We start from the raw sequence: 23,928 nt of genomic DNA on the forward strand, positions 1-23,928 counted from the left end.
TAATTTTTTTTCAGCTAATTTTTTTTCAGCTAATTTTTTTTCAGCTAATTTTTTTTCAGCTAATTTTTTCGGCTGCAGAGTTTCAGTTATTCCAATACCTTTAGGACAGGTTCAACTGTTCTCTTTCGGGTTACTGGCAGTTCGAATCTGAAAGACGAACCTTCGCCTATTTTGCTTTCCACATAAATATTTCCGCCATGCATTTCAACATATTTTTTTACCAGGGTCAGCCCCAATCCCGTACCTTCAAAATTGCGGCTTAGAGAAGAATCGATCTGGATAAATGGCTTAAATATCTTTTCAAAGCTGTCCTCAGGAATTCCTATTCCCGTGTCTTTGACCTCGATAGTTACAAGGAGGCCTTCCTGTTTCAAGGTTACATCAATCGAACCGCCGGCGGGTGTGAACTTAATGGCATTACTTAATAAGTTCTCCATAATCTGTCGGAACTTGCCTTCATCAGCAGTGATCCACAACGTTCTGTTTTCGGACTGGTAATTTAATATTATATTCTTCTCCTGAGCTTGAGGAAGAACCACTGAGATTACTTTATTGATAGATTCATCTACGGAAAACTTTTCCACATTGAGATCTTCTTCTCCAGATTCTGCTTTTGATAAATCGAGTATGTCGTTGATAATTTCGAGAAGGTTTTTTCCGCTTGAAGAGATGAACTGGACGTACCGGGATTGTTTTTCGTTCAGGGGCCCTGCAATTTCTTCTTTTAGCAGGTCAGAAAACCCGATTATGGAGTTCAGAGGAGTCTTCAGTTCGTGGCTCATGTTGGTTAAAAATTCGCTTTTTGTGCGGTTTGCCACCTCGGCAGCTGTTTTTGCATTTATCAGCGCCTCTTCTGCTTTTTTTCTAACGGTTATATCCCTTATAACCACGATATTTGCCGGCTGGTTCTGGTAGATTATTTTTGTACCAAGCCCTTCAATCCAGAAATGTTCCCCCATTGAAGAGATTGCTTTGTAAACACTGAGGTAACCCCCCTGATTATTGAGGACGTTTATCTGGTCTCTAATCGCAACAGGCACTGATTCGGGAGCGAGGTATTTTGCAATGTTCGTGCCTGTTATCTTTTCGAGCTCCACATTAAACATTTTTCCAACAGCAGCGTTTGCAGCAATGACTTCCCCTTCAAAGTTAAGTATGATTATACCGTCAAGAGTATTGTTGACAAGAGCACGGAAGTTCTCTTCGCTTGATTTCAGATCCCTCTCCGCTTTTTTACGTTCCGTAATGTCCCGGACATACACTATCAGCCTATCTTCGTCGCCCAGTTTGAATGTTCGGGTTGCAATTTCAGCTGTAAAGAACGTACCGTCCTTTCTTTTGTTTATGCTCTCGATGGTTTTATTCTCCGAGACTGCTTTACCGGTGGTTATTATCTCCGGAATACTTTGCATGAAGTCTTCCCGAAGAATATTATCCACATTCAGCTCCAGCATTTCTTCTTTACCGTACCCGAAGATTCGGCAGGCTGCTTCGTTACAGTCAACAATTTTTCCACTATTTGCCCCTATAATTATGCCGTCAATTGAGAGTTCTACAACCTGTTTGAATTTTTCTTCCGATTCCGTAAGTTCCCTTTCTATCTTTTTGCTTGCAGTAACATCATAGACATTTGTAAAAAAAAGTTCCCTGCCTCTGATATTGATTGTATTGATATACATCTCCACATGCCTTATTTCTCCACTGGCAAGCTTATGGCAGGAATAGAAATGGCCTTTCTTTTCGGAAAAAACCTGCTGGCTGATTTTTCTATTTCTTTCCCGGGAGTATATGCTAATATCAGTGATTTTTTTTGCAGTCATCTCCGCATACGTATACCCGTAGTAAGCACATGCAGGCTCGTTTGCATCGGCAATAAGGTAATCGACCGGGTCTATGAGAAGGGTGACAGCCGGGCTGTTGTTAAAAAGCTGTTTATACCTGTTCTCGCTTTCCTGCAGGGCTTCATAATTCTTTTTTATCCGGATTAAAGACTTTATCCTTGTTTTAAGCTCAAACCTGTTTATCGGCTTGTGAATGAAATCGTCAGCTCCGCACCGAGTTGCTTTCATTTTATTTGTTTTCTCAAAAAATCTGGAAATTATGATTATAGGTATGAACCTGTATTCGGGATCACTTTTGAGTGTGCTGCAGATCTCATACCCGTCATTCTCAGGCAGCATCAGGTCCAATAATATCAAATCCGGAAGTTTAGCTTTCACAAGTTCGATAGCTTCTTTTCCGCTGTATGCAGGGATAGGAAGATATTCATCTTCGAGCTGTAAACATAGTAACTCTACTTGGTCTTTTTCGTCATCAATTATGAGAACTTTTGGTTTATCGGAAGTGTACAATTCGATCATCTTGAATACCATTTTTCATGGTTTTGCAACTGAATGGAAAATATTATATAGATTCACTATCTCTATGGATTTCAACTTATTTATATTCTTTTCCAAAAAAAATTTAGAAAGTGTTGAGTGGTAACTTATTTTTCTTCGGGATTATTTCTCTTTCTTGTATTATTTATGTATAAATAATCGTTATTTTCAGCCCTAATATTCCTTTTTCATTTGCTGAAAATTCTAACATTTCTTGGACCATATTCTAGTCAAATAATTAAATAAGTCAATAAAGACAGACAAAAAATATTTGCACCATTTGCAGCATCTTTGCACTAAATTCTCCCATATCAGTAAAATTTATTTTTTTCTGTTTGTTCGAAATAAGCCTGGTTGAAATTAAAGGCTTGATTAATTGAAAAAGGGTTAAAAGTTAAGATTAAAAAAGATTCAAGTTGAATTCAAAAGATGGGCAATCGGATTGATTGTTTTATTTATGCAGGAGTCCGGGAAAGAATCTCTCGGTTATCATCCCTGCGCCATCCCGGGCTTAAACAGGTCGACCACCCCGATAAATTCTTTTCTTAACGCTGGGACCCATTTAAATTCACAGGTAAATATAAATGCCTTCGCCAGCCTGTCTGGGAAAACGACAAGATACAGCGAATATGGTTGAACGGATCAGATATATCTATAATTTGATCCGCTTAAGCAAAAAGAAAAAGTAATGTTACTTATCCATAGGTTAGTCCTATTGAGCGATCATAGAGAACGAAAAGGATGGCGGATTGTTGCGATTACATCGCAACTACCAGGAAATCGGAGATTTCATGTGATCCCAAATAGCAATTCGGGAATCGCAACTAGAGAATCAAAAAATGAAATCCTGGTTTTTAAAACTCAGTTTTCAGTTTTTTCCCAGTATTCTTCAGCTTCTTCTTCCATTTCTTCCAGCCTGTCGTAATAGTCCGGAAATTCGTTAAGGTGAGCCAGGGCAATCTTTCCTGTCATTATGGGATCGTCGTTCGTGACGTTTGTTGCGGGGTCTATGGTTCCGTGTTCCAGCTCTACGTCCATGCCTCTGCGGAACTGGTCAACATCGAATTTGTCCCAGGTTAATCCTAGCTGTTCCCCAACTGCCTTTGCTTCTTCAGCGGTAAAACTTTTGGTTGTCAACATTATCACTCCGTTTAATGGTTTGATCTGTTTTTGTACTTAAGGTTTGCCCTGTGGAATGTCCTTCTTTTCGTTTTTCCTTGCGCAGGAGATTTTTATCCTTAGTAAAAAGGTACTTCCTGTCATTAAATTATGTTTCCAGATACTAAAGAGCATTTCCTGTCATCATATTTATCTAGATATGAAATTATGAATGAGGGAGAAAAACATGTCAGAAAAAGATACTTTGTTTATGAGGCGTGCCATTGAACTCTCCCTCGAAAGTGTGAAAAAAGGAGGAGGGCCTTTTGGGGCTGTCATTACGAAAAATGGAAAGATCATCTCGGAAAGCTGCAACCAGGTCACCGTACTTAACGACCCGACAGCCCATGCCGAGATCAGCGCCATCAGAGAGGCAGCCCGGAAACTGAACGCCCCTGACCTTAAAGGGTGTGAGATCTACGCTTCCTGTGAGCCCTGCCCCATGTGCCTCGGAGCCATTTACTGGGCAAGGATAGACAGAGTTTTTTTTGCAAACACAAGGGAGGATGCCGATAATATCGGGTTTGACGACTCCTTCATATACGAAGAAATTCCACGCTCCCTCAGGGAAAGAAGCATCGAGTTCAGACAGCTGCTCAGGGAAGAAGCCCTTGAAGCTTTCAGGGAGTGGGAAGCAACTGAGGATAAGGTGGAGTATTGAGTCTGCCAGGTAAAATCCCAGATCCGTCTGATACAGGGCGAGCTTGCTTTTTTTCAACTCCATTCAGAAATTCTGATGGATGCAACTTCATTAAACCCTGGCTTTTCTGTTTTTAATTTTGCGTGAATACTATTTCCTAATTTTTCTCATGTATGCAAACTGATTTCTTTCATTAGAGCATAAGTATTATGGGGCTTTTAATTTTATCTGGGAAAGTTTCTGTTCAGGGGTTTGCTCCATACGTTTTTGGACAACCTTCCTACAAAGTCATTAAAATTTAAATGTCTTTAAGTACCTGTTCAGTTCAAACAGGGCTTATGAGGGGATTTTGGGAAATATGCCTGGAGATAAAAACAAATACATCCGCTGGTTTGAAGAGACCACGATCGAGGACGTCCCGCTGGTTGGCGGAAAGAATGCTTCCCTTGGGGAGATGTACAGGGAACTTACTTCAAAAGGTGTGAGGATCCCGAATGGCTTTTCAGTTACTTCCGAGGCTTACTGGCACATGCTGAAGGCAGGAGGAATTCTCGAAAAACTTAAAAAGACAATGGAAGGGCTTGATACCTCAAATGTGTCAGACCTTGCAAAGAGGGGAAAGGCCGCAAGAGACCTGATTCTTGGTGCGGGACTTCCGGATGATCTCTGGGAGGAGATCAAAGCTTCTTACGATCGACTCTGCGAGCAGTACGGAGAGGACACGGATGTGGCTGTCAGGAGTTCGGCAACGGCCGAGGATCTGCCTACCGCTTCTTTTGCGGGGCAGCAGGAGACTTACCTCAATATTCGGGGATATCCAGGACTTCGGGACGCCTGTATACGCTGTTTTGCTTCTCTTTTTACGGATAGGGCCATTTCCTACCGCGTAACCAACAATTTCGACCACTTTAAGGTAGCCCTTTCCATAGGAATCATGAAGATGGTCAGATCGGATCTGGCTTCAAGCGGTGTGATTTTTACTCTTGACACGGAAACGGGTTTCAGGGATGTTGTTTTCATTACCGGAGCATACGGGCTCGGCGAGAATGTCGTTCAGGGCCAGGTAAACCCTGATGAGTTCTATGTCTTCAAGCCCACTTTCAGGGAAGGGCATAAGCCGATTATCCAGAAGAAGCTGGGGAGCAAAGAAATCAAGATGATCTACGGCAGGGGAGACTCAAAAGTCCTCACAAGGAATGTGGAGGTCCCTGAGGCTGAAAGGCTGCGCTTCTGTATCAATGACGAAGAAGTGCTCAAACTTGCCGGGTATGCGATCGATATTGAGGAACATTATTCTAACAAGTACGGGGAATCCAGGCCCATGGATATCGAGTGGGCAAAGGACGGTATAACAGGCGAACTCTTCATAGTGCAGGCAAGGCCCGAAACCGTCCAGTCCCAGAGAGCAAAGGATGTGCTGGAAACTTATGTCCTTGAAAAGAAGTCCGAAGTCCTTGCAAAAGGCAGGAGCGTGGGAGATAAGATCGCATCCGGAAAAGCCCACGTGATCCCCGATGTTTCCGACCTGCCTTCTTTCAGGCCCGGGGAAATCCTGATCGCGGATACGACCACTCCTGACTGGGAACCGGTTATGAAAACCGCAGCTGCGATTGTCACCAACAAGGGAGGCAGGACCTGTCATGCGGCGATTGTCAGCAGGGAACTCGGAATCCCTGCGGTTGTCGGGGCTGGAAATGCTACCGAAGTCCTTGAGACAGGCAGGGAAATTACCGTGAGCTGTGCCGAAGGCGAAGACGGGTTTGTATATGCAGGGCTCCTCCCCTTCCATAAAGATACCATGAGCCTGAAAGACCTGAAACGCCCAGGGACCGAGATTATGATGAACCTTGGAAACCCTGAAAGTGCTTTTGCGTATTCCATGATTCCTAACGACGGGATCGGGCTTGCAAGGCTCGAGTTTATTATCACAAGCTACATCAAAGTCCATCCCATGGCTCTTGTGCACCCTGAAAAAGTCAAGGCTCAGGGGGAAATCCAAGAGATCGAAGGGCTAACGCGGGGCTATGAGAAAAAGGAAGATTATTTTGTCGATCAGCTTGCCAGAGGCGTCGGAATGATTACTGCGGCTTTTTACCCAAAGCCGGTTGTGGTCAGGATGAGCGATTTCAAGACCAATGAGTACGCAAGCCTTGTAGGGGGCAGCTACTTTGAAATGGACGAAAACAACCCCATGATAGGATTCAGGGGAGCTTCCCGTTACTTTGATGAACGGTACAGGGAAGGTTTTGCCCTTGAGTGCAGAGCTATGAAAAAAGTCAGGGACGAAATGGGGCTTACAAATCTTATTCTTATGATTCCCTTCTGCCGGACCGTTGAGGAAGCGGAGAAAGTCATCGCCGAGATGGAGAAAAACGATCTCAGGCGCGGAGAAAACGGGCTTCAGGTCTATGTTATGTGCGAAATCCCCAATAACGTCCTGCTTGTCGACGAATTCAGTGAATTCTTTGACGGTTTTTCCATTGGCTCAAATGACCTGACCCAGCTGACCCTGGGGGTTGACCGCGACTCTGAACTCCTTGCCGCGGAATTCGATGAGCGGGATCCGGGGGTCATGAAAATCATGTCAATGGCAGTGCAGGGGGCAAAGCGAAATAAAAGGCACAGCGGGATATGCGGGCAGGCTCCGAGTGATTTCCCGGAGATTGCAGAATTCCTGGTAAAAGAGGGGATCAATTCGATTTCCCTTAATCCGGACTCTGTTATGAAAATCACCCTTAAGGTTCTCGAAACTGAAAAGGAGCTCTGAAGGCGCTGAAAAAGACCCGAAAAAAGACCCTGGAACCTGTTGACTTACTTTTTATAAGAGGTCAAATTTCCAGCCGGTAAATGTCAGCGGCCTTTTATCAACAACTGCTGATAAGGGGCTGTCGACCGGGGACTATTGATAGAAGCCGTATACATTTGCAGGGTATATCCATACCGGCATCAAAACTATGAATTTACTGGAAAAATCTATATATGTGATGTAGTAAATACCTATATTGAGTGTGAAAATAAAAAGGAAGCAATTAATTATGCAGAAAATAACCAAAACAACAATTGCTGGGGAGAAAAAAGAGCCGGAACATATGCTTTTTTTAAAAAGATGTCCGGAGTGTCATTCCGAACTTGAAAACGATCTTTTCAGAGGATTTCAGTACTGTAACGTGTGTGGGTACTGGACAAGAAAAGAAACTGCAAGGCTTGAACCGATAATGATTATGGAGTGAGTTCAGATATGTTTGATTTTCCTTCAAAATGTGTCAGGTGCGGCACACCTCTTAAAAAACAGATAATTGGCTCGAACAATTTTTACTACTGCAGAAAATGCGGGTGTACGTCCTCAGTTACATCTGTAAGCGCATCAATTCAAACTGCAGTCCAGGAAACAGCTAACATTTAAGGCGCTGTTAAGAAAATCATTGATTTTCAAAGCCTTTAAAGGGCTGAACTGATCTTGATATCCTTTAACGGGATATCTTGAGTTTTTCTTTTCATTCTACTTTTTGTTCTGCTTTTCATTCTACTTTTTGTTCTGCTTTTCATTCTACTTTTTGTTCTGCTTTTCATTCTGTAACCTTTTACTTCCTTTTTTCCCTGTTTTTGGGAGAAAAATGAAATTTTAAGTAATTTGAAAAGAAAAAGGTATATGAGTCTTAAAATTCAATACGCAACATCAACTTTAATAGTACAATCCTGAAGTAACTTTAACACCAGAAAACCTCTCTGTTTGATCCGCATGGTCGAAAAAGAAATAGATTCCTTATGCAATCAGTATGGTCTGAAGCCTACAAGCCTCTCTGACCTTATGCTGAAGGTCAATTTTCCTGACCCTGACCTTGAGTACGGCTTTGCCGAAGAAGAAAACTCTCTTTATCTCTCCCTTTATGAAGAGCTGAATGCCGCCAGTTCTCTTTCCGGGGTGGGTGGCAATTTTCAGGCTTACATCCAGCTTACTCTTGACCCCGAGAAAGCAAGTTCGGAATACCTTGCGGACTTTTTCAACAATCCCCTTGGCCTGAAGATCCGGAAGGCCTGGGAAGCGAGGGGCTTTATCTCGAGACCTGAAATCCGGGAATCCGAAGAACCGGCTGCGGTTATCTCCAAGGGTTCTGCCCTGCATGACACTTCCGGAGATGCTTCTTTTTCAGGAGAATCTGGATTTTCAGGGATTATTTCTTCCCTGGCAGCAAATGAAAGCGAATTTTCAGGTGAAACTCCGGATGAGAATATATGTGCGGAAACCGGAGAAAGCACTTCTGTCCTTTCAGACGCGGCTGTTTCTCTTCCGCCCGGAATTTCATCGTTACCTAATGTGGATCTCTATTCTCTTACGCACAGCAAACTCTATCTCCCCGACCTGCAGGTCCAGCTTGAGATCCTTAAAATCAAAGATATCACAAGAGAGCTTATTTCCCAGCTAAATTTGTTCGAGTGCAGGCTTTCAACCTATCCCAAGAGTATAACCCATATCCGTAGGAATCTCGAACTTATCCGGGAAGCGGTGAAGCTTGCAAATGATTCGGACTACATTCTGGAACTGATCAGGAGGGGGGAGAGCAAGAAACTCGAGTTCAAGTCCACGCTGCGGATGAACCTTATTACCGGAAAGCCTGACTGGAATATCGAACATGCGGTGCTGAAGACAATAGTTGCTTACCTGAACACTGAAGGCGGTGTTCTTCTTATTGGCGTCTCCAATAATGGGGAGATCCTTGGAATCAAAAACGATGGTTTTCCTAATGAGGATAAGTTCCTCCTGCATTTCAAGCAGCTCATAAAACAGCACATAGGCCTTAACTACGCTCCCATGATAGAGTATGCCCTTGTGCCCGTAAGTGGCAAAAAAATCCTGGAAATAGAATGCAGAAGAAGTGATGAAGTTGTTTTCCTTAAACCGGATAAAAATGACGAAGAGTTCTATATCCGCATAGGTCCCTCAAGTGAAAGGCTCACAGGCAGTAAACTGATCGAATACGTGAACCGGCACTATAATGGAAAAACAGAATGATCAGCCCTTTTTCGGGATCTGAAGGTTTAAGAGTTCTGGGCCCTCAAACCTGGAGGTTTCAAGTTCCCAGTCCGAATATATTTATTATTCCCGTGGAAGTCAGATCCACTGCCAGAGCTGCAAGCAAAAGTCCCATGAGCCTTGTGAAGACGAGCATTCCGTTATAGCCTATGAACTTGTGGAGTCTCCTTGAAAAGTGGAAGACGATAAGGCAGATGAGGAATGTAGCTATTATCGATACGAGCACAACTCCTTTTTGTTGAACGCCATCTGCCATCCCCATGAGGACAATAACCGTGCTGATCGTACCCGGGCCTGTCAGGAGCGGAAGCCCGATCGGAAAGACCCAGATATCTTCCCTTTCCTGGGACTGGGTAATTTCTTCTTCGGTAATGCTCTCCCTTGAGACCTTTGCCTGCATCATGTCAAATGCTATAGTGAAAAGCAGAATTCCTCCGGCAACCCGAAGCGAATCAACACTGATGCTGAATAAGTTCAGGATCATACTTCCGGTAATTGCAAAAAAGAGGGCAATTGAACATGCAAGAATCACTGCTTTTTTTGCGATCTCGTTTTTTTCCTTGCGGGTCATCTTACTTGTCAGGGAGATAAAAGTTACAACTCCGCCGACAGGGCTTACAACCACAAAAATGGATGAGAATACATAAATGAAAAAACCGAGGTTTTCACTTACCATTTTTTTTCTCCTGCCCCTTTTTCAATCACCAGTTTGTTTATATATTTTTGGCATACTTATAATAATTATCTTTTGAATTTTATCAGATTTTTTGTATTTGTTTTTCTTAAAATTGAGTTATAAAGGTTAAAACAATATAATCTGTATACTCTTGATATAAAGTTTCCCGGAGGATCGGCTTGCACGATACTTTGATGAAGAATTAAGGAGATTATTCTTCAGGAGACAGCTCTATATTAGGGGATAACTCATATAGGATAGCTCGTTGATGCCGCATGTAAGCCCTGAATAATAAATAACGGTTTACAAGCTATATAATCAAAGGTAGTGGTTCGGATGACCGGGGAAAAAATTGATAAAAAAATCTTTGAAGAGCTTAATTTCATAAAGAAACAGCTTGCAGAAATTAAGGAGCATATGGTGGATATAGATATCCTGCTCACCGCAGAAGAAAAAGAGCTTGTTTTCAGAAGCTTTGAAAACGAGGCTAAAGGAATACTTGTGCCTTTGAAAAGGCTTGAAGAAATGAGGCTTTGAAATGTTCGAAGTTTTTTTAGATATTCCTGCACAGGATTTCATGAGAGGCACGGACAAGGGCACTCATTCCCGGGTCAGTGAAATCCTTGCAGAGCTTGCTTTTGATCCCGTGCCCCAGGGTGCAAAAAGAATAATCGAAAGCCAGGATAAAATTTTCCGGTTTCGCTCCAGGCATTTAAGACTGCTTTATAGAGTGGATTATGAAAAATTAACCCTCATAGTAATTAAAATAGAGCCAATAAGCCGTATGTACCGTTGAATCAAAATCCGGGATTTTACTGGCAATTTCTTCTTTGATCTGCTCTTTATCAATCTGCTCTTTATCAATCTGCTCTTTATTCTCAATTTATCTGCCTTTATATGCTCCTCTTCTGTTTATCTGTTTTTATATCTCTGGCTCTGTTTGTCTGTCTTTATATACTCTGTCTCTGTTTATCTGCCTTTAGATATTTTCCAGTCTTTCCGGTTTTCTTCTTTAATACCCCTGACTGATAAGCCTAATTTTGATAAGAACGATTTTTGTATAATTAGAATTATAATTATAGTTTACTTATAGTTATGATGCTAAGTTGAAATTACAGGTTGATTTGTGAATTATAATTTAAGTAAATCATACTTATCGGGGAAATTTCAGTTATAATTCAATTTATGGGGGGTCTGTACTGAACGACAAATCGGAAATCGAGATTACATCTTCCGGGACATCTCTGGGTTTGAAAGAAAATATTGAGGGAATTTTATGTTATTTTCTGACCTGGGTAACAGGCTTGATTTTCTTTGTGCTTGAGACTAAAAACAGGTTTGTCAGGTTTCATGCAATGCAATCTTTTTTGACTTTTCTGGTTCTTTCAATAGTTCTAAGTCCCTTGCAAGCTTTTTTCGACCCTGAACCCAATAGATTTTTCGATTATTTTCTGGTCAACCTCAACCCTGAATTGCTTCCTTACCTTATCATATACACTCCCAGCATAATTTCTGAGTATTTACTTGCCGGAATGCTGGTTTTTAGCCTTATCCCATTTTTCCTGTGGCTTTTCCTTATGTATAAAGCATACAGAGGAGAAAGATACAGGTTGCCTGTAGTCGGGCCTTTTGCAGAAAAAGTAATCGAAAACATATACAAATCCTGAAGGGCTGATCTCCGGAAAAAGGAATCAGTTTCGGCTGTCTAACAGAATAAATATTTATATAATTAAATACTACTTTTTAATATTTAATGGAGTGATCCTGAATGGTGCGTATAGTATCTTTAAATAACAAATCGATGGCAAAAGTCCTCGGGCTTATGTATCTGATTCTTGCTATTATCTTTTCGCCGTTCATTCTTCTTATGGCGAGTGCAGAGGGACCTATCGGCCTTACCGAAAGTATACTTATAATGATAGTTTTTGTTCTCTTTTATGGACTTGCGGGAGGAATCTTTGGGTTCCTTGTTGGCGTAATTTATAATTTTGTTGCAAAGAAAGTAGGCGGCATCGAAATGGAACTCGAAACTAGCTGAACCCGCTTCCAGAATGATATAAAAAGCTTTATTCTTCAATTATTTTTTTCTTGTTCCCTATTTTTTCCTCAATATCCGAAAAAAGCCGAAAGTTTTGTCTGCTCAATTTTCCGGACCTCATCCTGTTGAAGTTCTTCTTGTTGAGCAGCTTCTTGTTGAGAAAATTTTTGTGGAGAACATTTTTGTTGAAGTCCTTCTTTCAATGGTTCTTGTAGTTCGTCCTGTGCTTGCTTGGATTTTACTTTTAAGCAGCTTCCTGAAAAATCCTCTATATAATCCTCTATATAAGTGCCTTCTTTTTCCTGAGCAAGCGAATCCCTGTAATGCTGTATCGTCTTTTCCTGCCAGTTTCCGGGAAGAAGCAGAAACTTCATACCTCTTTTCTGCTCGTTCCATTCCCAGACTCCGGAATGATAATAAATAGCCGCTAACTGGCTTGCAAGCTGGGCATACGGGACCTCTCGCCTTAGCCTGTACAGGAATTTACCTACACCTTCTTTTTCGGTTCCCAGATACAGCTTTGCTGCATTGTTTGCCAGGGCTTTCCATTCCCTGTCCTGCATGAAATTCTGGAGTTTATCCAGATGGTTGCAACTAACTTTGTCGATCCTGGGGAATCGACCATTCCTGAACTTCCTTTTTATGAAAATATTCCCCCGGCTATCTATCCGCCACGAAAAAACTTTTTCTCTTGTTCCAAGGGTGTGGGATTCGGACCAGGAGGCAGCCATGAGGGTAAATCGGATTTTGAAATATAAAAAATTGTTTGTTGTCCGTGCAACTGTGCCTTTGCCTTAACGAAAAAACGAAGCCAGTTTTCTCTTTTTAGGAGGAAGGTTATAAAAAAGAATTTCTACGGTTTAAAAGTATTGTATATTGAAAGGGTTAAGAGTATTAATACTTGAAAAGGTTTGAAAGTATTATATATTAATTAAAATATATAATACTGACCATCCGTTGCGGATGACCAATTTTCAAATAAAAAAGAAATTATGCTGCTGCAGGTGCAGGTGCAGCTGCGGGAATTGTTTCGACTTCGGTCTTTCTGATCTCGACTCTGCGGAGCGGGTAGATGAACTTGGCCTGCCTGTAGATGGCTGCGGAGAGCCTGCCAAGGATTGCTTCCTGCATAAAGGTTTCGAAGTCGGATTCTGCTGCGCGCTTTTTGACGATCTCGACCATCATTTCCCTGATGGCCTGCATCTGGCTTGAGCGTGCCCTTTTGATGGTGAAGCAGGTCGGCTTTACACGGATAACATAGCCGTCTTTGGTTTTAACATCGACATTGGCGTCGATTCTGGAAGTCTGCCTCTTAACAATTGAGCGGATATAGTCGGTTGTGAGTTCGTGGCCCATGAGGTCGGTTGTTGCAATGTCCCCTACGACGTTGTTGATCCTGAGAATGACCTTTGTGTTGTTCTTGGTCATGTCGTTGGTGAGTTCCCCCACAGTTGTTTCAACATTGCGGCCTACGAGCAGGGAAGGGTCTCCTGCCATTGTGTTTCCGACGATAGCCCTGTTTAAGTAAACCGGGGCTTCAATATTGTACCATTCCTTGGATTTCCATCCGTCAAGCTTTCTCTGTACTTTCTTTCTTGCCAAGTAATTCCTCCGAAGTATACTCGTCTTGTGTAGTTTTATTCTGCTTTGTCCTGATGCCCTCAGGCAGTTCAGGTTTTTGTCTTCCGGATGCTCAGGTGAGCCTTTCCATAATCAATGAGTGTGAAAGGTTTATTCAGGCGTTCCCGACAGCCTTATACTGCCGCAGGTTTCGCTCTTTTGCAACCCTCTCCATACAATACAAAAATCTCTGAGCCTCTTAGCGTTTCCGGACTCGGGCCCCATCCCATCTGCCGACAGCCACAGGCTCCTGATAGTCAAAAATATGACCGGAAATCGGCCAGAAATTCTCAGAAATTAGCGGATACTAACTAGTTAATGGCTCCAGTATACACACTATTTCCATATATAAAGAATTCGGTCAGAAACACGTTCTGCCCTGTTGTTCGCATTCCGGGAAAAGGAAAAAAGGAACTAAAAGGATAAAGAAGTAGTTAATTAGGCTGGAAAAAGAGTAAGATAAAGAAACCTGTAAACACAGGAAAGGAGTACTGTGGAAAATAAAGAAACACACATTGATGTTAACCAGATCCGGCTTCTTATCCTGGAAAGAAAGGATGAAATTAAAGAAAAATTCAAAGCTGAAGTCGTTGGAATTTTCGGTTCATTACCGGCCTGCCCTCAGACAATAAGATTTCCAGGCAGCAAATTACACCCTTTCCAGGCAGCAAATTACATCCCTGTCCTTATCCACTGGAAATCAGGTCTCTTTTTCAGGGACATCTTCTCCCAGTTTCTTTTTCAGTTCTTCAGATTTTGCACTGTATTCCTCCACTTCTTCATTCCGGTCGAGTTTTCTAAGCAACTTCGCATATTCCTCAAATGTCGCAATTGCATCTCCCATGTACATGGGACTTTCCGGATCTTTTCCAAGCAGTTTTGCGTTTATGGACAGGGCTTTTTCAAAGGCTTCTTTTGACTTTTCGAGTTCATCGGTTGAAAGGTAAACAATGCCGAGCTGGGTATATACGATGTTAACTTTTTCCTGGTATTCAAGATTTTCAGGATCGGACCCAAGGTGTTTGTTGAGAATCGGAAATATTGATTCATACCTTTCAATAGCCATCCCATAATTTTTCATAGACTCCTGTAAAATCCCTTCAAGGAGCTGAATTTCGTAAAGATTTTTCCAATTTTTCGGGTTTTCAGGATCGTTTTCGTACAGTTTTTCGTAGTAGTCACGGACAAGGTCCAGGTATTCTTTTGCTAAGTTGTGCTTTTTTTCACGGGCGAAGAGCGTTATCTGCATCCTGAGATTCATGGCCAGCAGGTCTTTTGTGAGGGGGTCTTCCGCTTCATATTGCAGAACCTGCCTGAAGGTTTCTACTGCTTTTGAATACTGCTGCTTTGCAAGTTCCGGTTTTTCTGCCCTTTCAAAAAAGAGCCCTAACTCACTGAAAGCAGAACCCAGAGCTTTTTTATGCTCCAAGTCCCCCGGATTTTTCCTGACCATTTCCAGGTGGAGTTCTGCAATACGCTCATGCGCCTTAATTGCGCTTTCATACTGCTTTTGCTCGATATTTAAGGACGCAAGATTTTTCAGGGTGTAAATGAGTTCTTCCCTGTAATCGGTACCTTCAGGAAACATTTTCACTACTTTTTCGTTTATAGTGAGAGCTTTTTCAAAATAATAGCGGGCGGTTTCAGGTTCAAGGTAATCGTACAGTTTTCCGATGTAATTGAAGGAATCTGCAATGCCGACTTCGTATTCGGGGTTTTCGGGATCGGACTCGAGCAGCTTTTCATAGATTTCAATTCCCTGTTCATAATACTGTTTTGCAGGCTCCGTTTCCCTTCGTCCTGCGTGGAGGTGCCCGATCTGGTCAAGGGTTGCAGCTATATTGGTTACACTCACCAGGTCCTCAGGATCTTTTTCGTGTATATTTCTGTAGATTTCGATTTCCTGCATACGGCACTCTTTTGCATGTTCGAGATCCCCGAGATCTCCAAGCAGTTCCCCAAGCTCGGTGAAGTCGTCGGAAATATCATGTTGATAGTCCAGATCCTCAGGCTTTTTCCCTGGCAGTTTTTTGAGGATTTCAAGGGCTTTTTCAGCGTATTTACCCGCCTTTTCACTCTCCCCTTCCCGATAAAGGGACCTGCTGAGGGACTGGAGGATTTCACTCTGCGTCCTGATGTTAGAAATGTCCCCTGGCTGTTTCCGAATTTTTTCTTCCAGGGCTTCGAGGGCTTTCAGGAAGGTTTCTTCAGTTTTCTCGATGTCCCCTATTTCTGAGTACAGGTCCCCGAGATCTTCATATAAGGATATGAGTCCACTGAAAGCCATGCTGTTCCCGGGTTCTTTTTTAAGGACTCTTCTATAGACTTCTTCAGCCTGCGCAAAGACCTCTTTTGCCTCCTCGGGCTTCCTGAAAACAAAGCAGTAAGTCTTAAACTCGTCAATCAATTTGTTCAGGGTATCAAACAGTTCTTCTTTTTTTGACTGCATTTCAAATATTTTTTCATAGTTCTTCAAGATCATTCGCATGATCGGAGTCTGATTTTCATACTGCTGGGCTCTCATGTAGTAGCCACGGACGTTTTCCAGCGTATTCAAATAATTTTCAATTGATTCTAAATCCTCAGGCTCCCTTGCAATCAGCTTTTCAAATGCATCAAAGGTTTTCCCGAAATATTTTTCATTTCTGGAAAGAGACTCTTTGGTTTTTGAAATATCGCCAATTTCTCCAAGCGTTCTTGCAGTAAAACCTATAGAATTGTAGACAAAGTACTGGTATCTGTTATCCTCTGAATCCTCTAAAAAGAGAGAAACAGAAAGCTCCAGAAGCCTCTCAAACTCAACCAGAGCCTCCTCCTTCCTGTTCAGGGCAAGCAGAGCCCTTCCCTTAAACAGCAGGGTCTGGCATAAGAGGTCCGGCCTATTTACTTTCTCCGAAAGCTTTTCAGCCTTTGCAAGGTTTTCGAGCGCTTTTTTGTACTGCCCCTTTTCAACCTGCAATATAGTATTATCGAAAATGCGATCTATTGAATCTACAAGCTGCCTGGACATAAGAGATAGATAGGAAAGAGAATATTATAATTTAACCCCGAATTTTCGGCTCATAAGCACGTGGTAAGGAAAAAGAGTAATGTATTAAGGGAGCTTGTGCCGGTATGAGATTTCCTTCTATATTGTCCGAGATAATCAACGGAATTTATCCCGAAAAACGATAAATGAATAGATCACATACTCAGAAGAGATCAAGAATGAACCTGACAGGTGCAGTTTTTGTAAAGGCAAACTCGTCGAAGGTAAAACCGGGTTTGTGGCAAAAGTCGGAGAGCAGATCATCGCCATTAAAGATGTTTCCGCCTATGTCTGTGAAAACTGCGGGGAAGCATACTATACTCCGGAGGTTTCAAGAAAGATCGATATAATCATGAAAAAGTTCCATGAGTCCAAGTTGCTTCTCCATCTCGTAGCTGCCGGAGAATTGAGTTTTGACGAAATAGTTGCGTGATATCAAGTTAATTCTTATTCCTGACCCTATCCGAAAAGTTGATTGAAAGCAAAGTAAAAAAGAGAAAAGAAAAGGAGAATTAAAAAATAGTTAAAAATATTCAATCTGCAGGCCAACTCCGACTTCTTTAAGCCTGCAAACCTTTGAAAGCTCAATTTTTGAGTTTAAGTCCGTACAGTGGCAGGCGTGGACGCATCCGGGGTCAAGTTTTTTAAGGTAGTCAAGGGTCCCGCGCATCCGTTCTTCTGAGGGTTCCAGAAGATGAAAGCCGCCTACTATGTCAAGGATCCTGCTGTCTCCACAGACTTCCTTTGCATATTCGGTAATATTGCAGATCCCGGAGTGGGAACAGCCCGTGATGATTACGAGCCCTGCTTCTGCCATATATACGAGTGCCGTGTCGTCCGGAAGGAGGTCGGGAATTTTGTTCCCCTCGCTGTCTCGCACATATCCGACAGCTGCCTCTGCCTCAAAAGCGAAGTTCCCGGGGATTTCCCCAAGGAAAACGAGCCTCTCGCTAAGCCAGAAGGGAGTACCTGAGAGCTGTAACCTGAAGTGTTCTGAAAGCTTTTTGGGAGTGAACAGACTCCCGATTTCCCCCATCCCTTCAATTTTTTTGCTTTCGAAGGCCAGGGGATGGGCAACGAGAACCGGCGACCTGCCGGGCAGCCTTTCTATCCCTGCTTCCGTGAATAAACGGATCAGAGGTCCGAGTCCCCAGCTGTGGTCCAGGTGCCCATGGGAGAGGACCAGGTAATCAAGGTCCAGAAGTGAAAGCCCCATTTTCCGGGCATTTGTAAGGAATATATCCGAATACCCGGTATCAAAAAGAACTCGTGCGCCCGAATACTCCAGCAGAAAAGACAAACCGGGCTCGGCAAAGAAATACCTGTCAATAAGGGTGTTATTATCAACAAGGACGGTGAGTTTCATAAAGTGTTTATTTTGCCTGCGGTCTATAATAGCATTATTACCAAATGTCCTGAAAAGCCAACCCGTGAAATCTTTACATCCTTGCCTTTTCCTTATTCAGTGCATCTATTTTTGCCTGAATCTCATCCTTCTGCTGTTTGTACCTGATTTTGATTTCTTTAACCTCTTTGTAGATAAGCATGCTTTCGTCGCTGATTCCTTTCATTGCCTCTATATGCATTACGAGTTCATCTACCCCTTCGTCAAGTCGCGGTTCTACTTCCCTCCATTCTGTATACTTAGCCTCTAATTCTTCCTTACTTTTGTCATCAAGATCAAAGATCTCATCCCAGAGGTCCATGATCTGGCTGTCTATCTCTTCTTTAGTAGGCATTATATTCTCCCCCTGTTCGTTAAATCTTTTTATAAGGGCACTCTTATTAATTTATTTCAGTAACTTTTTTCTGTCAGCTTTCAGGCCGGCTTTTTCAACCTGTGCCGGTATAATTAATAGTACTTTTATTTGTTCAAAAGATAAATTTGTTGTGGAGAAGAACCTCAAAGTCAAAGATTGCCGGTCCTGTCAAGAATTTTCCATTCCGGAGTCCTGGTTGAAGTTTTATGATTTTGAGGATTTTGTTGAGGACCGGTTTGGTACGGATCAAAAACTGATGAGAGGTGGGGGGAGAGAGGGGAGCAGTAGGTGCCGGAAATATATTTTAACAGAAATACAACGAGAATCCCTTTGAAATCAGCTTTTCTATAATCTTCTTTCTGAAACAGACCTGCAAAGAGTAAACGAGGAGTTAACACAGCTATAAATAAAATCATTGGAATGTGATTTATATCTGAAAGACGAGACCAATCAATGAGAGAATTTACTGTTGTTATTGAACAGGACGAAGATGGGGTTTACGTAGCTTCTGTGCCTGAACTTCCAGGATGCCACACCCAGGCAGAGACGCTTGATGAATTAAACAGGAGAATTAAAGAAGCAATCGAATTATACCTTGAGGTTGAAGCCTAACAATTTAAAAGAGACCTTTAAAAGAGACCTTAAGATTTGACAATATTAGACAAAACAGCCGTTCAAATTACTATTTTCTTTAACCTGTACTTCTTTTAACCTGTCACTTCAAGAACAAGCTGGATGGCTTCCTTAACGTTTTCAAGCGCCTTTTCTTTTGTATCTCCTTCGCTAATGGCCGCAGGAATTTCAAAGCACTGGGCGGTATAGCCTCCTTCCTCAGATTCTTCAAGTTTAATTGTAAACCGCATAAAAAATAATTGGTGATTTTGTTATTAATCTACTTCTTATACCAGAACCGGACTGATTGTCCTGCAAGGAATAAACCACAATTATCAAAAGGATAGATAGAGTCGGATAAAATTACAAAACTTGGAAGAAAAGCTTCTCTCTAGAAGATTCGGATGTGAAGAAATCAAAGAAGCTTGATAAATTATTCATCAGTCATTCCTGCTTGCCGAATAATGGACTTTAAAGTTCCTGCAGGTATTTCTGAATGATCTGGAATAATAACAATATGCGTTTCAGTCAAAACCACCTTTTTCATATTGATGTGACTGCCTCTGAGATACAACCTGAAATCCATGGCTGCTGAGAGCCCTCATGACTTCACGAGTGACAGAGTGGGAAGTTTTGGCATGAAAAGAGACCTCTACCGTTGTAGTAAAAAACTGTCCGGCAGCCGGGATCTGGGAATTTTCATCCTCGAGGTAGAGTTCAATTGCCTCCTTCAGATTCTCAATGGCTTCTTCAATTGTTTCTCCCTGGCTTGCAATATCAAGCTCAGGACACCAGGAAACATACCACTTTCCTTCCTTCTGAACGACAGCTGAAAATCTGTACGTTTCTCCCATAATTAAGAGATTTCCTCAGTGCTATAAAACGTTTCTTTTAAGGCTACTCGTCTGGATTCTGGTGTGTTAACCCTTTAGTCATGAAACCTCCTATGAAAAGCGGTGAAGAGCAGCAACCTGGTCATGAATGCACAGGAAAGTACCGAGATTTTTTATTTATTGAATTAACCTTTTAATCCTAAACAAAAGATAGCTTTTAAATCTAAAAACTTGATTAATGTTAACATTAGATGAGCGGATAATAAAGGAGAATATTACTTATGGAAATGTCCGAGAATGCAGAGAAAGATTTCAACAATATGAACAAAATGTTTAAGGAAATGGTTGGACCTGGCAGCAAGACAGCCATGGGAGTTTTACTTGTCAGATTCTTTGAATCTCAGAAGCCTGAAAACGAACGAATCTGTTATGATCCATATGCAGTCTACTTCATCAACCCGGAGACTTTGGAGTGGGGAGCTAACCATCCGGATGAAGCAGGAAAAATGCATGAGCAACTGGACAGATTTTTTCCGGGAAGAAATAACTCAATCGTTGCTAGAGTCAGATTTTTTGACGATTTTGTGAAAAAGTCAATCGATGAAGGTATAGAGCAACTGGTTATATTAGGTGCAGGATATGATTCACGTGCCTATCGGATTGAAGGATTGGAGAAGATCAAAACTTTCGAGGTAGACCATCCTGCTACGCAAAATCTCAAAATGGAAAAACTAAAAATAATCTTTGGAAGTTTGCCGGATCATGTTGTCTATGTCCCTTGCAATTTAGAAACCGAAGACTTCGGTCAAAGGTTGATAGACATGGGATATAACCGGCATGTTAAGACTCTCTTCCTGATGGAGGGGCTCTTAATGTACCTCCAGCCAGGGGTGGTAGACGAGATCTTATCTTTTATTGTAAAGAACTCAGGAAAGAACAGTAGCATTCTCTTCGATTATTTTCCCCAATCTGCAGTTGATGGAAGTTCCAAGCTTGAGGCGGGAAGGAATATTCGGAATCAAGTGTCACAGCTGGGAGAACCATTTAAGTTCGGTATCAAGGAAGGAACTGTTGAGACATTCCTTACACAGCGTGGATTTACACAGGCATGCAATGTAACCATGGAAGACTGTAAAAAAGCCTATTTTCAAGGAATAAATAAAAACAGAATAGTTGATAGCCTGAAGTCTTTCGTCTACGCCGTTGTTCAATAAATTTATTGAATCGGCTAAAAAGAGACCGTGACCGAATTCGTGATTATCATCGGACAGGACGAAGATGGAGTTTACGTAGCTTCTGCGCCTGAATTTCCGGGCTGCCATACCCGGGCAATAACACTTGATGAACTAAACACGAGAATAAAAGAAGCAATTGAACTTTATCTTGAAGTCAAAGCCGAAAAAGAAAATTAAGGAATCTACCCCCTTCTTCACCCCCCTCAAACCAGACCGAAGCCGCCAAAAAAAGTTTAAAATTCCTGTTCACCTGTGCAGCAGCTTCTCGTTTGCGGTCAGAATCTCAACTCCCATATCGCTGAAGTCCTTATCATGGGTCACGAAGACCAGCCCTTTGGCGCGGCAGATTTCTGCAAAGAGCAGGTCGTTGAAGTCGTACTTTCCCTGTTCAAAGAAACTCATGATTTCCGGCAGGTCTATGACATTTAAGTCGGGGTCGCAGGCAAGGGTGTTTCGGAGGATTTTCTTTACGTTTGAGGTAATGTCTTTGGCAATTGGACGGAAGCTAAGTGAGTTTCTGAAATCCTTGAACCTTGAGTAATCCGTCTGCTGTTTGAACTCGATTCTGGAAAAGGCATTGATAAATTCCGAGATTATCATGCAGTTTATGTAGATCGTACCGTTTGAGTTCCGGATTTCTCTTAAGGTTCTGGAATATATGGCAGATTTCTGGTCAGGCCAGCCTATGGGGCCGTAGATATAGAGCCAGATATTGGTGTCAAAAAAATAACTCTGTTCAGGAGGAAAATCGTAGGTTTCTGTGGAATGGATAGGTGCCGGGCTTGGCTTCACAGGCAGGGTCTTTCCGGGGCGGAGCCTGACACTGCGCTTTAAAGGATAAACTACCGCGCGGTGGACACTCTTATGCATCTTCTCCTCCTATCACATCCCTGAGAGCCTTTCTGCAGGAATACGCATGTTCAAAATAGCCTTTTGCCCTCTCCATAACCCTCTTGAGGACAGCCTCGTCTTCAGGATCAAGATCCGCAAAAGAAAGGTTTTTTTCAATCAGTTCAGCCGGAAAAGTCCCATAAAGCTGCCCCACAGCAGAATTCAAAAAAGCAGGTGTAAGTTCGTCATTCTCTGCAAAAGAGAGTTCAACTTTTCGGTTTTTGCGGAATAAGTCTACAATTATGTCGTGCACTTTTTGCCCGTCACAGGCTGCAACACAGAAATTGCTGCCTGCAGCCTCGATAATTCTTACTTTCACCCTCTTTTCCTTAACCTTCCTCATTCAGTCACCCCGCCCCGTGTATCAGGAAGCATAATTAGAAGCATAATTTTGAGTCGGATGCCTTAAGCCAAAAAACCTGCATCCTTTGTCATATTCCCCCAGTTTTTTTGTCAATTCTTTCCTTCAATGCCTTTGCCTATTATTCTTTCCTTCAATGCCTTTTACCTATTATTCTTTCCTTCAATGCCTTTGCTTATTATTCATTCCTTCAATGCCTTTTACCTATTATTCTTTAACTCTTTTTCCTGTTACCTTCAATAACTTTAACGGTTTACCTTTAAGCTGATTGAAATAACCCTCTCTCCTGATAGCTGTTCAATCGGTTTTTTTCCTGAAAAAAAGCCATCCTTTGCCCTCTTTTCCGTACTTTGTCCTTATCAGCACATAATCGCCTTCGAGTTTTTCTCCGTGAAGCGTTACGGCAATTTCTTTCTCGTTATGTTTCTGAAGCTCGAAGCTTCCCTTGTCCCAGATCTCAACCTTTCCGGCTCCGTACTCTCCTTCGGGGATTTCTCCTTCAAAATCGGCATATTCGAGCGGATGGTCTTCAGTCTGGATGGCAAGCCTCTTAATGCCGGCACTTTCAGGTGGCTCCTTTGGGACTGCCCAGCTTTTCAGTACCCCGCCCAGTTCCAGGCGAAAATCATAATGAAGGTTAGTTGCATCATGGCGCTGGACTACAAAAACAGGCTCATCCGAACTTTTATCCGAACTCTTTTCGACCCCGTTAGCAGGAGGTTCGGAGGTCTTTTTAAAATCTCTCTTCTTCGCATATTCCTCAAGCATGGAAGATCAATAGAAAATATAGATGCGCCGGATATAAATGATTATGCAGTAAGGTTTGAAAAAGCGGCTTACGAAGAAGATATTCTTATGTTTGCCGAAAGTCTGTGAAAGAAAATCCTGAAAAATTTAAAAAAGAATCCGAAAACCGTTCTTCTTTCACATTCTGGCAAGTGAGTAATTGGAGTAAACCTGTAAGAATTCACTGTCAGTTTGCAGGAGCACGGTCTCAAACATCGCTAGATGGACTTTTTCCTCCCTGGCGATGTCAAGAAGAATTATACGGATTTCCTCGTTTTTTGTCAGGTTTGCCATCTGTTCGTATAGGTTAATTGCATCCAGTTCTGCGATCATTGCAGCTCTCAGGATTTCTTTATCAAGGTCTTCCTGGTTGGTATTCTCAAGGTCTGCAATTGTTTCCGAAAACAGGCTTTTCCCCCCTGTAAGTATGCCTGTAATGATATGGAAAGACAAACTTAATGTTTCTTTCTATTGGAACTAACCGTTAGAAACAGACCCTCTTAGAAATAGATCCTAGTTGAAACAGATCTCATTGAGTACTGTGGTTAATTAGGATTAAGACTACAACAGTATCTATAAATTAATCCATTTTTCATTCTACAACTGAGTATATAATTTTTAGTTAATAATTTTTTTTATTTTGAAAAATATTTTATTTGTGATCCAGTAAAATTTCAGATAGACTCTGACTTATTCACCTTGAGTAGTTAAATATTACAGGGCTTTAAACTCTTATTTTCAAAAAAAGTCCAATTTGAAAGCTTGTTATATACGCAAGTAATTTAATTCCTTTTTATAAAAAAATATGTTATGTTAGAAAAAAACTTATACATAAATTTCATAATTTATACATATGAATTTTAATTCAAAATGGAGTTAC

Annotated in this window: 27 protein-coding genes; 11 read left to right on the forward strand and 16 right to left on the reverse strand. The window is 41.9% G+C overall.

Annotated features, from left to right (window positions below):
• Window positions 1-86 precede the first annotated feature (86 nt).
• Both MA_RS17780 and MA_RS17785 read right to left on the reverse strand, forming a co-directional pair.
• On the reverse strand, window positions 87-2,372 hold the full coding sequence (locus tag MA_RS17780; RefSeq protein ID WP_011023330.1) for a PAS domain S-box protein: 2,286 nt from the start codon (window positions 2,370-2,372) through the stop codon (window positions 87-89).
• 867 nt (window positions 2,373-3,239) lie between these two features.
• On the reverse strand, window positions 3,240-3,518 hold the full coding sequence (locus MA_RS17785; RefSeq protein ID WP_048065696.1) for a DUF5661 family protein: 279 nt from the start codon (window positions 3,516-3,518) through the stop codon (window positions 3,240-3,242).
• A 205-nt stretch (window positions 3,519-3,723) separates the two neighbouring features.
• Between MA_RS17785 and MA_RS17790 the strand changes: the two genes are divergently transcribed.
• From MA_RS17790 to MA_RS17805, 4 genes are all read left to right on the forward strand, one after another.
• Entirely contained in the window at window positions 3,724-4,197 is a 474-nt protein-coding gene (locus tag MA_RS17790; RefSeq protein WP_048065697.1) for a nucleoside deaminase, read from the forward strand.
• 337 nt (window positions 4,198-4,534) lie between these two features.
• A complete protein-coding gene (gene ppsA, locus MA_RS17795; protein WP_011023333.1) occupies window positions 4,535-6,943 on the forward strand; it encodes a phosphoenolpyruvate synthase in 2,409 nt (802 codons plus the stop codon).
• A gap of 268 nt (window positions 6,944-7,211) precedes the next feature.
• The gene (locus MA_RS17800; RefSeq protein WP_048065698.1) at window positions 7,212-7,406 is read left to right on the forward strand and encodes a hypothetical protein; all 195 of its coding nucleotides are present in this window, start codon (window positions 7,212-7,214) and stop codon (window positions 7,404-7,406) included.
• Window positions 7,407-7,915: 509 nt separating this feature from the next.
• Window positions 7,916-9,187 (forward strand): AlbA family DNA-binding domain-containing protein, encoded by a 1,272-nt coding sequence (locus MA_RS17805; protein ID WP_048066488.1) that lies wholly within the window; start codon window positions 7,916-7,918, stop codon window positions 9,185-9,187.
• 58 nt (window positions 9,188-9,245) lie between these two features.
• Here the strand turns inward: MA_RS17805 and MA_RS17810 are convergent, their stop codons facing one another.
• Window positions 9,246-9,884 carry a MarC family protein gene (locus MA_RS17810; protein WP_011023336.1) on the reverse strand — a complete coding sequence of 213 codons (639 nt, stop codon included), beginning with the start codon at window positions 9,882-9,884 and terminating at the stop codon, window positions 9,246-9,248.
• A 336-nt stretch (window positions 9,885-10,220) separates the two neighbouring features.
• Between MA_RS17810 and MA_RS17815 the strand changes: the two genes are divergently transcribed.
• Window positions 10,221-10,421 carry a hypothetical protein gene (locus MA_RS17815; RefSeq protein WP_048065699.1) on the forward strand — a complete coding sequence of 67 codons (201 nt, stop codon included), beginning with the start codon at window positions 10,221-10,223 and terminating at the stop codon, window positions 10,419-10,421.
• A 16-nt stretch (window positions 10,422-10,437) separates the two neighbouring features.
• Here MA_RS17815 and MA_RS27405 read toward each other — a convergent pair whose 3' ends face one another.
• Window positions 10,438-10,596, reverse strand: coding sequence for a hypothetical protein (locus MA_RS27405; RefSeq protein ID WP_157860307.1), 159 nt, complete (start codon window positions 10,594-10,596; stop codon window positions 10,438-10,440).
• Between the two features lie 538 nt (window positions 10,597-11,134).
• On the opposite strand from MA_RS27405, the gene MA_RS17825 reads away from it, so the two are divergent.
• Window positions 11,135-11,551: a DUF4870 domain-containing protein gene (locus tag MA_RS17825; protein ID WP_011023338.1), complete on the forward strand. Its 417-nt coding sequence runs from the start codon at window positions 11,135-11,137 to the stop codon at window positions 11,549-11,551.
• A gap of 101 nt (window positions 11,552-11,652) precedes the next feature.
• On the forward strand, window positions 11,653-11,922 hold the full coding sequence (locus MA_RS17830) for a hypothetical protein (protein WP_157860308.1): 270 nt from the start codon (window positions 11,653-11,655) through the stop codon (window positions 11,920-11,922).
• A 68-nt stretch (window positions 11,923-11,990) separates the two neighbouring features.
• Here MA_RS17830 and MA_RS17835 read toward each other — a convergent pair whose 3' ends face one another.
• The 3 genes from MA_RS17835 to MA_RS17845 all read right to left on the reverse strand — a co-directional run bounded on the left by MA_RS17835 (window position 11,991) and on the right by MA_RS17845 (window position 16,552).
• Complete coding sequence (locus MA_RS17835; protein WP_048065703.1) at window positions 11,991-12,653, reverse strand: hypothetical protein; 663 nt, start codon at window positions 12,651-12,653, stop codon at window positions 11,991-11,993.
• Between the two features lie 259 nt (window positions 12,654-12,912).
• Window positions 12,913-13,524, reverse strand: coding sequence for a 30S ribosomal protein S3ae (locus tag MA_RS17840; RefSeq protein ID WP_011023341.1), 612 nt, complete (start codon window positions 13,522-13,524; stop codon window positions 12,913-12,915).
• A 718-nt stretch (window positions 13,525-14,242) separates the two neighbouring features.
• Window positions 14,243-16,552 (reverse strand): tetratricopeptide repeat protein, encoded by a 2,310-nt coding sequence (locus tag MA_RS17845; protein ID WP_011023343.1) that lies wholly within the window; start codon window positions 16,550-16,552, stop codon window positions 14,243-14,245.
• Between the two features lie 190 nt (window positions 16,553-16,742).
• Between MA_RS17845 and MA_RS17850 the strand changes: the two genes are divergently transcribed.
• The gene (locus MA_RS17850; RefSeq protein ID WP_048065704.1) at window positions 16,743-17,003 is read left to right on the forward strand and encodes a type II toxin-antitoxin system MqsA family antitoxin; all 261 of its coding nucleotides are present in this window, start codon (window positions 16,743-16,745) and stop codon (window positions 17,001-17,003) included.
• Window positions 17,004-17,093: 90 nt separating this feature from the next.
• On the opposite strand, the gene MA_RS17855 is transcribed toward MA_RS17850, so the two are convergent.
• Window positions 17,094-17,936: an MBL fold metallo-hydrolase gene (locus MA_RS17855; protein WP_011023344.1), complete on the reverse strand. Its 843-nt coding sequence runs from the start codon at window positions 17,934-17,936 to the stop codon at window positions 17,094-17,096.
• Between the two features lie 73 nt (window positions 17,937-18,009).
• A complete protein-coding gene (locus MA_RS17860) occupies window positions 18,010-18,309 on the reverse strand; it encodes a hypothetical protein (protein ID WP_048065705.1) in 300 nt (99 codons plus the stop codon).
• 474 nt (window positions 18,310-18,783) lie between these two features.
• On the opposite strand from MA_RS17860, the gene MA_RS25855 reads away from it, so the two are divergent.
• The gene (locus MA_RS25855) at window positions 18,784-18,942 is read left to right on the forward strand and encodes a type II toxin-antitoxin system HicB family antitoxin (protein ID WP_011023347.1); all 159 of its coding nucleotides are present in this window, start codon (window positions 18,784-18,786) and stop codon (window positions 18,940-18,942) included.
• Window positions 18,943-19,037: 95 nt separating this feature from the next.
• Here MA_RS25855 and MA_RS25860 read toward each other — a convergent pair whose 3' ends face one another.
• From MA_RS25860 to MA_RS17870, 3 genes are all read right to left on the reverse strand, one after another.
• Window positions 19,038-19,193: a type II toxin-antitoxin system HicB family antitoxin gene (locus MA_RS25860; protein WP_083755951.1), complete on the reverse strand. Its 156-nt coding sequence runs from the start codon at window positions 19,191-19,193 to the stop codon at window positions 19,038-19,040.
• Between the two features lie 182 nt (window positions 19,194-19,375).
• A complete protein-coding gene (locus tag MA_RS25865) occupies window positions 19,376-19,528 on the reverse strand; it encodes a type II toxin-antitoxin system HicA family toxin (protein WP_226990646.1) in 153 nt (50 codons plus the stop codon).
• On the reverse strand, window positions 19,467-19,796 hold the full coding sequence (locus MA_RS17870) for a type II toxin-antitoxin system HicB family antitoxin (protein WP_011023348.1): 330 nt from the start codon (window positions 19,794-19,796) through the stop codon (window positions 19,467-19,469). Before MA_RS17870 ends, MA_RS25865 begins: the two co-directional genes overlap by 62 nt.
• Window positions 19,797-20,056: 260 nt before the next feature.
• On the opposite strand from MA_RS17870, the gene MA_RS17875 reads away from it, so the two are divergent.
• On the forward strand, window positions 20,057-20,989 hold the full coding sequence (locus MA_RS17875) for an SAM-dependent methyltransferase (RefSeq protein ID WP_011023349.1): 933 nt from the start codon (window positions 20,057-20,059) through the stop codon (window positions 20,987-20,989).
• Between the two features lie 27 nt (window positions 20,990-21,016).
• The gene (locus MA_RS25870; protein ID WP_011023350.1) at window positions 21,017-21,187 is read left to right on the forward strand and encodes a type II toxin-antitoxin system HicB family antitoxin; all 171 of its coding nucleotides are present in this window, start codon (window positions 21,017-21,019) and stop codon (window positions 21,185-21,187) included.
• 69 nt (window positions 21,188-21,256) lie between these two features.
• Here the strand turns inward: MA_RS25870 and MA_RS17880 are convergent, their stop codons facing one another.
• The 4 genes from MA_RS17880 to MA_RS17895 form a co-directional block, all read right to left on the reverse strand.
• A complete protein-coding gene (locus tag MA_RS17880) occupies window positions 21,257-21,880 on the reverse strand; it encodes a type II toxin-antitoxin system VapC family toxin (RefSeq protein ID WP_011023351.1) in 624 nt (207 codons plus the stop codon).
• Window positions 21,873-22,244: an STAS-like domain-containing protein gene (locus MA_RS17885; protein WP_011023352.1), complete on the reverse strand. Its 372-nt coding sequence runs from the start codon at window positions 22,242-22,244 to the stop codon at window positions 21,873-21,875. Before MA_RS17885 ends, MA_RS17880 begins: the two co-directional genes overlap by 8 nt.
• Window positions 22,245-22,559: 315 nt before the next feature.
• A complete protein-coding gene (locus MA_RS17890; protein ID WP_011023353.1) occupies window positions 22,560-23,030 on the reverse strand; it encodes a DNA polymerase ligase N-terminal domain-containing protein in 471 nt (156 codons plus the stop codon).
• Window positions 23,031-23,186: 156 nt separating this feature from the next.
• A complete protein-coding gene (locus MA_RS17895; RefSeq protein WP_011023354.1) occupies window positions 23,187-23,501 on the reverse strand; it encodes a ferritin family protein in 315 nt (104 codons plus the stop codon).
• Between the last annotated feature and the right edge of the window lie 427 nt (window positions 23,502-23,928).

The sequence above is a fragment of the Methanosarcina acetivorans C2A genome (assembly GCF_000007345.1).
In the GTDB taxonomy this organism is placed as follows: domain Archaea; phylum Halobacteriota; class Methanosarcinia; order Methanosarcinales; family Methanosarcinaceae; genus Methanosarcina; species Methanosarcina acetivorans.

Bases quoted from the DNA above. Each gene is read 5' to 3' on its own strand.
- MA_RS17780 (WP_011023330.1), bottom strand. From the start codon at position 2,372: ATGGTATTCAAGATGATCGAATTGTACACTTCCGATAAACCAAAAGTT.
- MA_RS17785 (WP_048065696.1), bottom strand. From the start codon at position 3,518: ATGTTGACAACCAAAAGTTTTACCGCTGAAGAAGCAAAGGCAGTTGGG.
- MA_RS17790 (WP_048065697.1), top strand. From the start codon at position 3,724: ATGTCAGAAAAAGATACTTTGTTTATGAGGCGTGCCATTGAACTCTCC.
- ppsA (WP_011023333.1), top strand. From the start codon at position 4,535: ATGCCTGGAGATAAAAACAAATACATCCGCTGGTTTGAAGAGACCACG.
- MA_RS17800 (WP_048065698.1), top strand. From the start codon at position 7,212: ATGCAGAAAATAACCAAAACAACAATTGCTGGGGAGAAAAAAGAGCCG.
- MA_RS17805 (WP_048066488.1), top strand. From the start codon at position 7,916: ATGGTCGAAAAAGAAATAGATTCCTTATGCAATCAGTATGGTCTGAAG.
- MA_RS17810 (WP_011023336.1), bottom strand. From the start codon at position 9,884: ATGGTAAGTGAAAACCTCGGTTTTTTCATTTATGTATTCTCATCCATT.
- MA_RS17815 (WP_048065699.1), top strand. From the start codon at position 10,221: ATGACCGGGGAAAAAATTGATAAAAAAATCTTTGAAGAGCTTAATTTC.
- MA_RS27405 (WP_157860307.1), bottom strand. From the start codon at position 10,596: ATGCCTGGAGCGAAACCGGAAAATTTTATCCTGGCTTTCGATTATTCT.
- MA_RS17830 (WP_157860308.1), top strand. From the start codon at position 11,653: ATGGTGCGTATAGTATCTTTAAATAACAAATCGATGGCAAAAGTCCTC.
- MA_RS17835 (WP_048065703.1), bottom strand. From the start codon at position 12,653: ATGGCTGCCTCCTGGTCCGAATCCCACACCCTTGGAACAAGAGAAAAA.
- MA_RS17845 (WP_011023343.1), bottom strand. From the start codon at position 16,552: ATGTCCAGGCAGCTTGTAGATTCAATAGATCGCATTTTCGATAATACT.
- MA_RS17855 (WP_011023344.1), bottom strand. From the start codon at position 17,936: ATGAAACTCACCGTCCTTGTTGATAATAACACCCTTATTGACAGGTAT.
- MA_RS17860 (WP_048065705.1), bottom strand. From the start codon at position 18,309: ATGCCTACTAAAGAAGAGATAGACAGCCAGATCATGGACCTCTGGGAT.
- MA_RS25855 (WP_011023347.1), top strand. From the start codon at position 18,784: ATGAGAGAATTTACTGTTGTTATTGAACAGGACGAAGATGGGGTTTAC.
- MA_RS25860 (WP_083755951.1), bottom strand. From the start codon at position 19,193: ATGCGGTTTACAATTAAACTTGAAGAATCTGAGGAAGGAGGCTATACC.
- MA_RS25865 (WP_226990646.1), bottom strand. From the start codon at position 19,528: ATGGATTTCAGGTTGTATCTCAGAGGCAGTCACATCAATATGAAAAAG.
- MA_RS17870 (WP_011023348.1), bottom strand. From the start codon at position 19,796: ATGGGAGAAACGTACAGATTTTCAGCTGTCGTTCAGAAGGAAGGAAAG.
- MA_RS17875 (WP_011023349.1), top strand. From the start codon at position 20,057: ATGGAAATGTCCGAGAATGCAGAGAAAGATTTCAACAATATGAACAAA.
- MA_RS17880 (WP_011023351.1), bottom strand. From the start codon at position 21,880: ATGCATAAGAGTGTCCACCGCGCGGTAGTTTATCCTTTAAAGCGCAGT.
- MA_RS17885 (WP_011023352.1), bottom strand. From the start codon at position 22,244: ATGAGGAAGGTTAAGGAAAAGAGGGTGAAAGTAAGAATTATCGAGGCT.
- MA_RS17890 (WP_011023353.1), bottom strand. From the start codon at position 23,030: ATGCTTGAGGAATATGCGAAGAAGAGAGATTTTAAAAAGACCTCCGAA.